9 protein-coding genes are annotated in these 13,286 nt (G+C 41.6%); 6 read left to right on the top strand and 3 right to left on the bottom strand.

Annotated features, from left to right (window positions below; all coding sequences use genetic code 11):
- Window positions 1-427: 427 nt before the first annotated feature.
- The 5 genes from H6G74_RS28275 (at window position 428) to H6G74_RS28295 (ending at window position 6,519) form a co-directional block, all read left to right on the top strand.
- Window positions 428-3,013 carry a M1 family metallopeptidase gene (locus H6G74_RS28275; protein ID WP_190970900.1) on the top strand — a complete coding sequence of 862 codons (2,586 nt, stop codon included), beginning with the start codon at window positions 428-430 and terminating at the stop codon, window positions 3,011-3,013.
- Between the two features lie 333 nt (window positions 3,014-3,346).
- On the top strand, window positions 3,347-3,556 hold the full coding sequence (locus H6G74_RS28280; protein ID WP_190970901.1) for a hypothetical protein: 210 nt from the start codon (window positions 3,347-3,349) through the stop codon (window positions 3,554-3,556).
- Window positions 3,556-3,987, top strand: coding sequence for a hypothetical protein (locus tag H6G74_RS28285; RefSeq protein WP_190970902.1), 432 nt, complete (start codon window positions 3,556-3,558; stop codon window positions 3,985-3,987). The genes H6G74_RS28280 and H6G74_RS28285 overlap by 1 nt, the downstream gene beginning before the upstream one ends.
- Before the next feature lie 320 nt (window positions 3,988-4,307).
- Window positions 4,308-6,032 (top strand): ABC1 kinase family protein, encoded by a 1,725-nt coding sequence (locus H6G74_RS28290; RefSeq protein WP_190970903.1) that lies wholly within the window; start codon window positions 4,308-4,310, stop codon window positions 6,030-6,032.
- Window positions 6,033-6,144: 112 nt separating this feature from the next.
- Window positions 6,145-6,519: a hypothetical protein gene (locus H6G74_RS28295; protein ID WP_190970904.1), complete on the top strand. Its 375-nt coding sequence runs from the start codon at window positions 6,145-6,147 to the stop codon at window positions 6,517-6,519.
- 189 nt (window positions 6,520-6,708) lie between these two features.
- Here the strand turns inward: H6G74_RS28295 and H6G74_RS28300 are convergent, their stop codons facing one another.
- The 3 genes from H6G74_RS28300 to H6G74_RS28310 all read right to left on the bottom strand — a co-directional run bounded on the left by H6G74_RS28300 (window position 6,709) and on the right by H6G74_RS28310 (window position 11,518).
- On the bottom strand, window positions 6,709-9,060 hold the full coding sequence (locus H6G74_RS28300; protein WP_190970905.1) for a two-partner secretion domain-containing protein: 2,352 nt from the start codon (window positions 9,058-9,060) through the stop codon (window positions 6,709-6,711).
- Between the two features lie 351 nt (window positions 9,061-9,411).
- Complete coding sequence (locus H6G74_RS28305; protein WP_190970906.1) at window positions 9,412-9,705, bottom strand: hypothetical protein; 294 nt, start codon at window positions 9,703-9,705, stop codon at window positions 9,412-9,414.
- Between the two features lie 238 nt (window positions 9,706-9,943).
- Window positions 9,944-11,518, bottom strand: coding sequence for an alkaline phosphatase D family protein (locus tag H6G74_RS28310; RefSeq protein ID WP_190970907.1), 1,575 nt, complete (start codon window positions 11,516-11,518; stop codon window positions 9,944-9,946).
- Window positions 11,519-11,641: 123 nt separating this feature from the next.
- Here H6G74_RS28310 and H6G74_RS28315 point away from each other — a divergent pair, with 123 nt between their 5' ends.
- Window positions 11,642-13,096 carry an aminotransferase class I/II-fold pyridoxal phosphate-dependent enzyme gene (locus H6G74_RS28315; protein WP_190970908.1) on the top strand — a complete coding sequence of 485 codons (1,455 nt, stop codon included), beginning with the start codon at window positions 11,642-11,644 and terminating at the stop codon, window positions 13,094-13,096.
- Window positions 13,097-13,286 lie beyond the last annotated feature (190 nt).

Consider the following 13,286-nt stretch of genomic DNA (forward strand, 5'->3'; position numbering starts at 1 on the left):
GATTTTTACCGAGGGTACTAAAAACGTCATTGTTGAGTTCTCGGAATTATTGATAAACTTCACGATTTCTGCGGGGTACACTGTTAAAATTAGTAAATCTACACACAAGCAGTAAAAAGAACACCAAAGAAATACTTCAATGAGAGCAAAGCAAAATCCGTAAATGCCAGGTTATTCATCTTGAGAGATAGCCTGTGGTAAATTTGCAAGCTATCCTAATCTCATCAGCAAATTTGCCGAGTCTTAGGACTCAAGGAAAAATAACAAAAATATCCCCTCAGCAGCAGAGAAAGGTTCATGGGAATCTCCCCAAAATTGCAAAGATGGCATATTTTCTATCCGCTATTTGGATGAGTAAACATCACAAATAGTATGATTCTCGTAAATTTACTTAGATTTTTTAAGATTAAAGGGTCATTCAGCATCAATGTCGCATTCCTATTTTGATACAGAAAATAACGGACGCAAATCTTTTGAGTTACCGGGAGCCAGACCACACTATAATCCAGATCGCCCTGGACAGGTAGAGCATATTTTTCTTGACCTGCACTTAGATATCCCCAAGCAAAGTTATCACGGTAGCTGTAGTATTCGCCTATTACCGATTCGCAGTGGAATTGACCGTTTAGTACTGGATGCAGTCAACTTAAATATCCAGTCTGTACAAGTAGATGAGGTGGCGCAAAAGTTTGACTACGACGGTGAACAGCTTTCTATTAAGCTTGACCAACCAACAGAACAAGGGAAAAGAATTTTAATTGCGATCGCCTACTCCGCCGAAAAACCCCAACGCGGTATATACTTTATCCAACCAGACAAACACTATCCCCACAAACCCACTCAAGTCTGGACTCAGGGAGAAGACGAAGACTCGCGCTTTTGGTTTCCCTGTTTTGACTATCCCGGACAACTCTCCACATCTGAAATTCGTGTGCGGGTTCCCAAAGCATTAGTAGCAATTTCTAACGGTGAATTAATCGAAACCATCGAAGAAGGTTCCGAAAAAATTTATCATTGGTCACAACAGCAAGTTCATCCTACATATTTAATGACTCTCGCTGTGGCTGACTTTGCTGAAATTCGAGATGAATGGCAAGGTAAACCAGTTACTTACTACGTGGAAAAAGGCCGGGAAGCAGATGCTAAACGCAGCATGGGCAAAACTCCCCGCATGGTCGAATTTTTGAGTGAAAAGTATGGTTATCCATATCCTTTTCCCAAATATGCCCAAGTTTGCGTTGATGACTTTATCTTTGGGGGGATGGAAAATACTTCCACCACCTTATTAACAGACCGTTGTCTTTTAGATGAACGCGCCGCTTTAGATAACCGCAACACCGAAAGTCTAGTTGTTCATGAACTGGCGCATCAGTGGTTTGGTGATTTGCTAGTAATTAAGCATTGGTCTCATGCTTGGATTAAAGAAGGTATGGCTTCTTACTCCGAAGTGATGTGGACAGAACATGAATATAGTGCTGAAGAAGCTGCATACTATCGGTTAATAGAAGCGCGGAGTTATTTAAGCGAAGATCGCAGCCGTTACCGCCGCCCAATGGTAACTCATGTTTACCGCGAAGCCATTGAACTTTATGACCGCCACATCTACGAAAAAGGTTCTTGTGTTTATCACATGATTCGGGCGGAATTGGGTGAAGAATTATTCTGGCACGCCATTCAAACATTTGTGCAGGATAATGCCCATAAAACCGTTGAAACAGTAGACTTACTCCGCGCCATTGATAAAGCCACAGGGAGAAATTTAGCCTTCTTATTCGACCAATATGTTTATCGTGGCGGTCATCCTGATTTTAAAGTGGCTTACTCTTGGGATGGTGATGCAAATTTAGCCAAGGTCACAGTTACCCAAACTCAAGCTGATAAAAATAGCAGTAAAAATTTATTTGACTTAAAAATCCCCATCGGTTTCGGCTTTGTGCAGAAGGAAGAAGCAGCACAACTGACGACTTTTACTGTCCGGGTAAATGAAGCAGAACAAAGCTTCTACTTCCCACTGTCAGCCAAGCCAGATTTTATTAGCTTTGATGTCGGCAATCATTTCTTAAAAACTGTCACTTTGGAATATCCCCTTCCTGAATTAAAAGCGCAGTTAGAATCTGACCCAGACCCAATTTCCCGCATTTATGCAGCGACAGCTTTAGCGAAAAAAGGCGGTTTGGAAGCAACCAAAGCATTATCTAAAGCATTGACAAAAGAACTATTTTGGGGTGTGCGGGTGGAAGTTGCCAAACAACTAGCAGAAGTCAAGTTAGATCAAGCCTTTGATGGTTTAGTGGTGGGATTAAAAGATAAAAGTCCTTATGTGCGGCGTGCGGTTGTGAATGCACTGGCAACCATCAAAACCCATGATAGTTATAAGGCTGTGAAAGAGATAGTGCAAGAAGGCGATCGCAGTTATTATGTAGAAGCCGCCGCCGCTACAGCCATTGGCGCGATCGCAGCTGCTAATCTGGATGAAAAGCCCAAGGAAGAAAAAGTCATCAAACTACTGAAATCAGTTTTAGAAGAAAAAGCTGGTTGGAATGAAGTAGTCCGCAGTGGTGCAGTTAACGGTTTAGCAGAACTCAAAACTTCCGAAGCCGCTTTAAATCTGTTGCTGGAATACACCAAACAAGGAGTTCCCCAAGCCTTGCGATTAGCCACAATTCGGGCTTTAGGTAGAATTTCCGTTGGTCAAACACCAGTTAACTTAGAACGGATTTTAGATAGATTAGCTGAACTCGCTAAAGAAACCTTCTTCTTAACCCAAGTAGCAGTAGTTACAGCCTTGGGTAAAATGGAAACACCCAAAGCAATTGACATTTTGCGATCGCTTTCCGAACAAACCCCCGATGGTCGCGTGCGTCGCTATGCTGATGAAGAAATTGCCAATGTCCAAAAACATATCGGTACAGAAACCGCCCTGCGTCAATTGCGCGAAGAACTCGACCAAGTTAAAAAACAAAACCAAGAACTCAAAAGCCGCTTAGAAAACTTAGAGGCGAAATCTAAGTAGAAGTCATTTATCTAACAACTGCGATCGCATTACTGAAATTAATCACGCTATGCGATCGCATTTTTCGTGTGAGATTGCGATGCAAATATTCCCGAAAGTGAAATTTTTAGTTTTAAAAATAACATCAGCAAATCAAAAAACGCCTATCTTGGTTGAAAATCTTAAAACTAAGCTTGTTAAAAACTGAAATATAAAAATTCAGGCTAATTACTCATTGTATAGCCACCATCTGTATAACCTAAAGATAGAATGCGCCTCAGCGAGTGCAGCCACACTCTACCGAGACGACTTCTCCCAAGTCCGAGTACAGCGAACTAGGAGCAACTTAATAGTATGCCAAAACCCAGATACGACGAAGACGAAAACAAATCACGCCATGCAGCAGCCGATGTAGATTGCTGTGAGGAAATGGCAGAGAAATATGGATGGCAATTAGTTGATGTGGAACCAACAGGTAATCCTGTTCTTGAAGTCGATTGTGTGTTTGAAGGAAACATTGAGTTTCCAAAATCTTATTACGACAGCGAAAAGGAGGAAGACTAATGCGTAAATGGATCGTCTTTCGTGCTGAAAAGCGTCAACCTGGTTGGAAAGACCGAAAATATGCTCACACTGGCTCTCTCACGAAAACTCTGTTTGAGCATTATGATTGCTCCAATAATGCGCTACCTGAACCTGGCTACCGCCCGCCAGAGTTTATTCGAGTTGAGCAGTTTGTTGATTCTCACTATCCAGAGTCATCAACCCACTACCGTCAAAGTGATTGGGAAGTCACACGAGTTGAAACTTATACGCCAGATGTCCCCAATGGAATGGATTTTGATCTGGTTGTGATTTGCTACTGCAAGTATAGCCCTATTAATGCAGCCCTCCAGCCAATGCCAGAACGCCAAGTATCGGCTGATTCTTTTGGGGGAGATGAAGTAGCTTATCAACAGTGGCTAGATTCTCAAAAGGAAACTGCTGAGGTTTAATCAGCAAACGCGATACCCACTTTGTGTTTAGGTGGGTGTCGCGTGAAAAGCTGGCTTCTTAATAATTCTTTAACCATTGCGGATTAGTTTTTGACCGATTTTCGCGGATTATTTGTACTTTTATAAAGTATAATTAAGAAAAAGATAAAAAAAAGAGGCAAGCACGGTAAGCTTTTATGGCTGCGTGTGTACCCGAAAAAAGGTAAAGTTTAATAGTTTTTTATAAAAAGCTAAGGTTATCCTAACGAGCAATCAGCTTGTATTTTGGGATGCCAAAAAACAACAGTGTAGATTTCCCAGTTGAAGAGGCAAACAAAAGCGTGGGTCAGTATCAACCTGCTCAGCTAAAGCGGTACAATCCAGAAGCGATCGCTCGTCACTATCGTTACCGCCCCTGGTTAGCATGGGGACGCTTGCTGAGAATTATTTGGTCTTTTGCTGGATTCATTTTGAGTCTAAAGTGGGATGAATGGCAAAATCAAGTAGAGCAAAATCGGGGAAAGCGAGCTACCCAGTTGCGTCAACTACTCACAAGCCTAGGCCCCACCTTCATTAAAGTCGGTCAAGCCCTCTCCACCCGGCCTGACCTGATTCGCAAAGATTTCTTAGAAGAGTTGGTAAAATTACAAGACCAACTGCCAGCTTTTGATAATGCGATCGCTTATGCAATTATCGAAAAAGAACTTGATTGCCCAATATCAGCCGTTTACAGCGAATTATCACCAAAACCTGTAGCGGCGGCAAGTTTAGGTCAAGTTTATCGTGGGCGGTTGATTAGTGGTGAAGAAGTCGCAGTCAAAGTACAACGCCCCAACCTCCGACCAACTCTCACCTTAGACCTTTATTTAATGCGCTGGGCTGCGAGTTGGCTTGCACCTTGGCTACCCCTAAATCTCGGTCACGATTTGACCTTAATTGTGGACGAGTTCGGGACAAAATTATTTGAAGAAATTGACTACATCAACGAAAGTCGAAACGCCGAAAAATTTGCCAACAACTTCCGCAACGACCCCCAGGTAAAAGTCCCGGCAATTTACTGGCGTTACACTAGCAGTCGGGTATTAACCCTAGAATGGATCAACGGCTTGAAGCTAACAGATACAAAAAGTATCCGCGCTGCTGGGTTAGATCCTGAAAACATTATCCAAATTGCTGTCACTTGTGGGTTGCGTCAACTGCTAGAGTTTGGCTTTTTCCACGCTGACCCCCATCCTGGTAACTTATTTGCTATGCCCGACGGTCGTATGGCTTACATCGACTTCGGTATGATGGATCAGTTAGAAGAAACCAGCAAAGAAAATTTAGTTGATGCTTTAGTACATTTGGTCAACAAAGACTATCTCGATTTAGCCACAGATTTTGTCAACTTGGGTTTTTTGACTGCCGACACAAATATCGAACCAATTGTACCAGCATTAGAAGCTGTGTTAGGCGATGCAATTGGTAAGAACGTTGGGGATTTTAACTTCAAAACCATTACCGATGAATTTTCGGAATTAATGTATGAATATCCCTTTCGAGTTCCGGCTAAGTTTGCGTTAATTATTCGGTCATTAGTCACCCAAGAAGGAATTGCCCTCAGCCTCAACCCTAATTTTAAAATTGTTGAGGTTGGTTATCCTTACATTGCGCGGCGCTTACTTACTGGCGAGTCTCCCCAATTGCGCCGACGGTTGCTGAACGTGCTGTTTAAAGATGGTAAATTCCAGTGGCAGCGATTAGAAAACTTAATTGCGATCGCCCGCACAGATGGTAACTTTGATGTATTACCGACAGCCCAAATGGGACTGCAATTTCTGTTATCAGAAGAAGGTAAATTTCTGCGACGACAATTAGTCTTAGCCCTCACAGAAGATGACCGTCTGCATACAGAAGAAGTACAACGCTTGTGGGATTTAGTCAAAGATGACATCAAACCCAATCGTTTAATAGATGTCGCAATTCGCTTATTAACTGAATTTTCTAGAGAAGGAGTAGCCGCTATTTTACCAAGAGCTACCGCCTTTGTTAATTTAGGAGATTCGGCATCAGGTATCACACACTAAAACCTGCAAACTCCCATCTGATAACAGGAGGTAAAATTACCTCCTATCATTTTGATAGCGCATTATTACAAACAGTAAATTTTCTGACCTTTTAATATAATTCGGAGTTTCCATGTACTACTTCCCAGAACAACCACCTTATTTTCTCCTAGCTATTGGCTTATTTATCGCTGTAACTTCTGGTATTGGGTTATCTGGCACGCTTAAAACTATTGTGCAGAAATGGCAAACAAATAGTACAGAAAAATCCAAATCTAATGTTTATTCCCAACAATTATTAGTACCATTTATCGGTATTACTTTTGGTATTAGCCTTTTTCTCTATTCAGGTTTAGCCATCTTTGGCTTTCCTCCTATTCTGGCCTTGGGAGTTGGTTTACCAATGAGTTTGTTGACTGGCTTATTAGTATGGTTGCAATTAAGCAGTATGCTCACTTTTGCCAAAACTCAAGGAATGCAAGCCCTTGATTTAGATTCTTTATCTTAGAAACATTGGTTTAGAACTCAGAATAAACATCTCTCTCCCTTGTCTTTGTTGTTTACATATCAACTAGGACTGCTACATATAAGGGTGTATTACAGCTATGTAAAGATTCAGCACTTAAGACAGTGAGAATTAGCCGTAACACACCATTTTTTTCTGTGCATTAAGCTTTGACACAACACACTCCAATAATTACAAATTAGCAGCACAAGACACAGGATTAAGTAATGGACTATGGGGTGTCACAGTTGGTGCTTGAGAAACTAAAGTCACATTACCTTTACCATCTTGTACCCAGCCTTGGGCGGGGACAATTTGAGTTTCTTGAGTTACAGAATCTAATTTTTGCCTGCTTACATGATGGGGTAAATGACTAACACTATTTTCACTTTCACCATCAAGAGTAATCCAATTTACTAAAACTGAATCATCCATTAAGGGGTCTGTAGGACTGGGTGCAATTCCGCCCTTACCTGTAGCAATCAAAGAACCTCTTTTGAATTTACCTCCTGGTTTACAATATGTGGCAATTTGCCGCGAAGCATCAAAAGGTTCTGCGGGGAGTTCGAGTAAACCGCGACTGGGGTCAACATCGGGTGTGTTAATTTGAACAGTACCGTTTAATGAAGGGTTTTGTTGGGAAAAGGCGGTAATATCGCTGGTAGGGAGTCGGTTTGGGTTTAGTTGTCGAGAATCTTCAGTACCTAAGAGTTGTACTAAGTCAGCGCGAGTGCGTGGCACAAATCCAAATATATTATTGGCATTGATAATAATCCGACCACCAGCACCAGAAAAAGCATTGGCTGTAATGTCATTATTACCTTGGGGAGTAGCGACGATAAAACCATTAGGCGCATTGATTGTAATATTGCCACCATTTCCGGGTGCGTTGGCTGTACCTGCATTAGTGGAAATTTGACTATTGCGGCGTAATAATAATACATCTTGCACCTGCAACGTAATATCCCCACCTCCACCACCTTGACTATTAGAGGTGATTTGTCCTTTCTCATCCAGCAGAATAGAGCCAGCATTTACATTTATTTCACCTGCTGTACCTAATTCATTGACATTTCCTTGATATTTAGTATTAGGTGGAAGTCTTGGAATTTGACTAGTAACAGCTATAGCGCCATCTCTTATCAATAATTTTGCTGTATTAACTGCCACTGTACCTGCGGCTCCAGGGCCTCTAGTTCTGGCAGACAAATTGCTAGGAAAACCTACGGCTAAGATACCAGTTATCTCCACGGAATCAGAAGCATTTATTGTGATATTTCCTCCGTTACCTCTAGCTGGTATGAAGGTCGAAGTTGAAGAATTTAAATTACCAGAAGAGCCAGCTGAAATTGCTGCACCATTTTTTAGGCGCAATCTACTAGTGTTAACTGTAATATCACCTGCATGACCATCACCAACAGTATCACTCACCAATGCAGTGGCTATAGAACGATTCATAACTGGCTCAAAAATCCCACCAATTAACTCCACTGAATCAGAAGCATTGACATTCAAATTTCCCCCATCTCCCTTGTTGAAAGTAGAAACACGAATTTGTGCGCCATCCCGAAGAATTAAGTTCTTAGCGTTAATTGTTAAGTCTTGGCCGTCTCTCATACCTAGAGTTTGACTTGTAACAATTGCATGGCGGCTAATTAGTTCGACAATGTTACCTTGTACTGTAATTCTGCCACCACCATCTACACCACTAGCATCTAGGACAGAACCTACCGCCGTGCTACCAACTACTCGTTGAGCTAGTCGAATATTTTGAAAATTATTGACATTTTCATATCCCAATACCCAACCCTGGCTTATAGGTTTTAGAGTAACTAGACTATTAGGCACAACACTTCCTAATTCAATATTTCCCGACTTCGCTGTTATATTTCCTCCATCTAAGAATAAATCACCACCCACTAGTGCTAATGTTTTACCTGACTGCACCTGTAAGCCAACAGGTTGATCAATCACATTAGTTGCACCATTGGGACTTGCTTGAGATAGATTGCGGATAGGAGCTGCGATCGCTGTGAATTGTAAACCAATGGGAATACTGACAGATAATAGAGATGAAACTTGTGTATCTGTGGCACTAAATGTCTTGCCATCAGCAAAGTTAATCCTACTAGCTGTACTTGCCAGAAAAGAACCGCCAATATTTAATGTAGCTTGAGGCCCAAACACAATTCCGTTGGGGTTAATCAAAAACAGGTTAGCTGTACCTCCAGCCTGGAGAGTACCATCTATTTCAGAAATAGAATTCCCTGTTACGCGGCTGATAATGTTTTGAATACCAGCAGTATTTTGAAAACTAGCTGTAGTGTTAGCAGGGACAGAAAAATTCAAAAAACTATGGAAGAGGTTATCACCGACGCGAGTACCCCCTGTAATTGTTGTAGTATTGTTCTGGGTTGTAACTTGAGAATTGGTGGGTAATGTCCCATCCTGCATGATTTGGGCAGAAGTTGAGTTAGCAGAAAAAGCTATAACACTACCTATTGCACTGCCTAAAATTCTTGACCACCAATGAAGATTGCTCATATCTCCACACAACTCACTGAACAATTGTGATTGTACTTTTAAAATGCAATGACCTGTTGAAGAATTGACAAAATTCGTTTTTTATGATGTTTGTCAATGTTTATTTTTACTGCTATTCTGCAACTTTATTTGTAGAGAAAAGAGTTTTATCAAATAGTACTAAATTTATGAAAAAAAAGCGGTGTTATCCTTAATAAGGACAACACCGCTTTTTTGATTGAGAAAATTTTTATTTTGTTGTCGTAACTTATTAGTAATATTAAAAGAAGATTACTTCATCTTAATACTTACTACAGAAAAATGTTTCTCAATCTGCTTTTTTGCTTTGTATGAGCAAGATGCAGTGTATTTTTAGGGAAAACCACAGTCATACCATTGTCCATTCTGGTAATAACACTTTAATTTAACCTTTGGCGGGGTAATACTAGGCAAAAGTCCTTGATTTTCTTCGCTAGGCTTAACTTGACTTAGGTCGATTAAGAACTGTAATTGAAATGATTCTAGCTCTGACAGACCATACTTTTCTAATATTTGAACTAGTTTATCATGATTTAGATTACTGTATATTTCTTTAGATAAATCAGCGTATAACTCTGGTAATACTTGCGAATCCATAACTGTTGTTTCTGTTTCTTGGGATTGCATAGATTTTGGTTTCTCTTTTAATTTAGTAGACAAATGAATTTAGCTGTTTAGCATTGCTGAGTTACAAGTCACAAGTTTGAGGTGTGAACTTTTTCACTCTATTTATAACTTCAGAGTCACTCCGAAGAATTACGCATTGGTTAACAAAACTTCAGATTTATTTCTATGAAATTACGCAAAAAGTGTAGGTGGGCAAATACCACCTACAACGATCTGGTTATTAGCAGTATCGCCAGAATTAAGCTTGTCGATATGCTCCTGGTTGCCCATCTTGGACAACGAAGGAAGCTAGGGTGCTGATAGAAGCATTGGGGTCAACAATGCTAGAAACTGCCCGATAATCACTTTGCCATTGTTTAGGAGTAACTTGGCAACGGACGTAACCCCGGAATGCACCGTCGAAAAACTTGGTATGGGGATTACTTCTCAACGCAGCTTGCACTGGCGCAATGAATGAGGTGGGGAAGTCTGAGGTGATGGAAGTACCAACGAACTCAGTCGCCACAGTTACGGAAGCAGGATTATTAAAATCAAGTTTGATGTCGTGTACCCAACTGGAATGGATATCGCCTGTAATTACTACAGGGTTAGAAGGTCGGCGATAGTTGAGATAGTTCACAATTCGATTACGTGCAGCTACATAACCATCCCATTGGTCTACATTGAACACCCCAATCTCTGGGCGAGGGTCAAAATCAAATTGAGCAAACATTGTCTGCTGGGCAATAATATTCCAACGGGCGCGGGATTGGTCTAAGCCGTTGAATAGCCAGCGTTCTTGCTGTGAACCTGTCATTGTGGCATTCTCATCAAAGGCTTGCACACACCGAGGTTTGAGTCCATCATTACAAGGTTGGTCTGTGCGGTATTGACGAGTATCTAAAACGTGGAACTGGGCTAAGTTGCCATAACTCAAGCGCCGATAAAGTTGGAGATTCGCACCATTAGGAAATGAAGACAAACGCAATGGCATGTGTTCGTAATATGCTTTGTAGGCGTTGGCGCGACGTTGAGCAAAGGCTTCTGGGTTAACGTTATCTTCGGAAATTAAGTTGGCGTAGTTATTTTCTACTTCGTGGTCATCCCAGGTGACTATCCACGGAAAGGCTGCATGAACCGCTTGCAAATTTGGGTCGGTTTTATAAAGTGCGTGACGGTTACGGTATTCTGTCAGAGTCATAATTTCTGGGCTATTATGCTGACGCGGCCCGCCTGTTTCTGGCCCGTACTCGTAAATGTAGTCACCTAAATGTACAACCAGCTCAATATCTTCTTCCGCTAGATGGCGGTAGGCGGTGTAAAAGCCATTTTGCCAATCTTGGCAAGAAACAAAGGCGTAGTTTAGTTGTTTGATGTAACTATGAAATGCTGGTGCTGTGCGAGTCCGACCGATGGGGCTAAGTTCATTCCCGACGCGGAACTGATACCAATACCAACGGTTAGATTCTAAGCCTTGAACATCAACGTGTACTGAATGGGCTAAATCTGCGATCGCTAAAGTTTTACCACGTCGGACAACTTTTCGCATATTCTCGTCTAGGGCGACTTCCCAATGTACCACCACGTTTCTTGGTGGCATTCCACCGCCATTTAAGGGGTCGGGTGCTAACCTTGTCCATAACACCACACTATCTGGTAACGGGTCGCCAGACGCTACACCCAAGGTAAAGGGATAGCTAGAAAATCTTGATGTTGCTAATGCTGGTTGCCATTGGCTGGTTAATGCTAAACCTGTAAAAAATCCTGCACCCAGTAAAACACTCCGCCGTTTATAACGATTTGATAAGAGGCGATCGCAATTGATAAAATCCATATCCACCCTTAATGAATTTGCCGTATAAATGCGATGAACTTATCAACCGACAATCAAGCGGAGATTAAGAAGATATTAAAAGTGTGAAGTGTGAAAGTTTAGTCAGTAGGAACCGCTAGATTAATGCTCAATCAAAAGGAAGCACCTTTATTAGATGCGCTCAAAGCTTGTACAATTAAGCCTCACGCGCCGTTTTACACTCCTGGACATAAGCGGGGTCAAGGAATATCGCCATTATTGGCTGATTTACTGGGTGAAAAGTTATTTCGGGCAGATTTAACCGAATTATCTGAGTTAGATAGTTTGTTTTCTTCCCAAGGTGTAATTCAAGCCGCCCAAGCATTAGCAGCAGCAGCGTTTGGTGGTACACAAACATGGTTTCTTGTCAATGGTTCTACTTGTGGCATTGAGGCAGCAATTCTGGCAACCTGCGGTACAGGGGATAAAATTATTCTGCCGCGCAATGTGCATTCTTCTGCGATCGCGGGTTTAATTCTTTCTGGTGCGATGCCAATTTTTATCAATCCTGAATATGACTCAGTTTTTGATATCGCCCACAGTATTACGCCTGAAGCTGTCGCAACTACCTTACAACAGCATCCCGATGCCAAAGCAGTGTTGATAGTGTCTCCCACATATTATGGTGTTTGTGGAGATTTAGCTGCGATCGCCAATATCACCCATCAATATAATATTCCTTTGTTGGTCGATGAAGCCCACGGCGCACATTTCGCTTTTCATGCTGAATTACCTACCCCAGCTTTAGCCGCAGGTGCAGATTTAACTGTGCAGTCAATTCATAAAGTTCTCGGTGCGATGACACAAGCATCGATGCTGCATATTCAAGGACAGAGAATTGATAGCGATCGCATTAGTAAAGCTTTGCAACTAGTCCAGTCTACCAGTCCGAGTTACATACTTTTAGCTTCGTTGGATGCCGCACGTCAACAAATGGCGCTGAATGGTGAACAACTAATGTCGCGGACTTTGCAACTTGCAGATATAGCCAGGAACAAAATCAGTCAAATTCTTGGTTTATCAATTTTGTCGCCAAAACTATCACCCGGCTTTCGAGAATTAGATAGAACTCGGTTAACAATTAACGTCAGTAAATTAGATTTAACTGGGTTTGAGGCGGAGGAAATTTTAGATGAAAAGTTGGGTGTAACTGCGGAATTTGCTTCCTTACATAATTTGACTTTTATTATTAGTTTGGGAAACACTATCAACGATATTGAGCAATTAATTCAGGCTTGTCAAATTCTTGCCGAAAAGTATCACCGTCACAAAGTTGGTATCAAAACTCCACTTGAGCAGAATTTTGCTGAGTATACTGTGCAGGTATCTCCCCGGACAGCGTTTTCTGCACCTAGTGAAACTTTACCAATAGAACAAACAAGCGATCGCATTTGTGCCGAAATTGTCTGTCCCTATCCTCCCGGAATCCCGGTTTTAATGCCAGGAGAATTAATTACTAAAGCAGCTTTATCATATCTGCAACAAATTCAAGCAATGGGCGGGATAATCAGTGGATGTGCAGATCCAAGTTTGCAAACTTTAAAAGTTGTTAAAAATTAGGGTGTTGCCACATTGTTGCACTCGCAATATAGCGGTTCTCGGTTGGATGAGGTAGATTTCAACCCCACCCCCAACCCCTGACAGGTGTAGGTTTTTTACAATTAGGAGGAATTGAAGCAAAAGAAATCGTCAACAGGAGTAGGAGGAAAAGTACTCCAACGCGGAAGACGAAGAGGAAGATGGTTGAGTA

Origin of the sequence: Nostoc spongiaeforme FACHB-130, from assembly GCF_014698475.1 — a bacterium.
Lineage (GTDB): Bacteria > Cyanobacteriota > Cyanobacteriia > Cyanobacteriales > Nostocaceae > Nostoc_B > Nostoc_B spongiaeforme.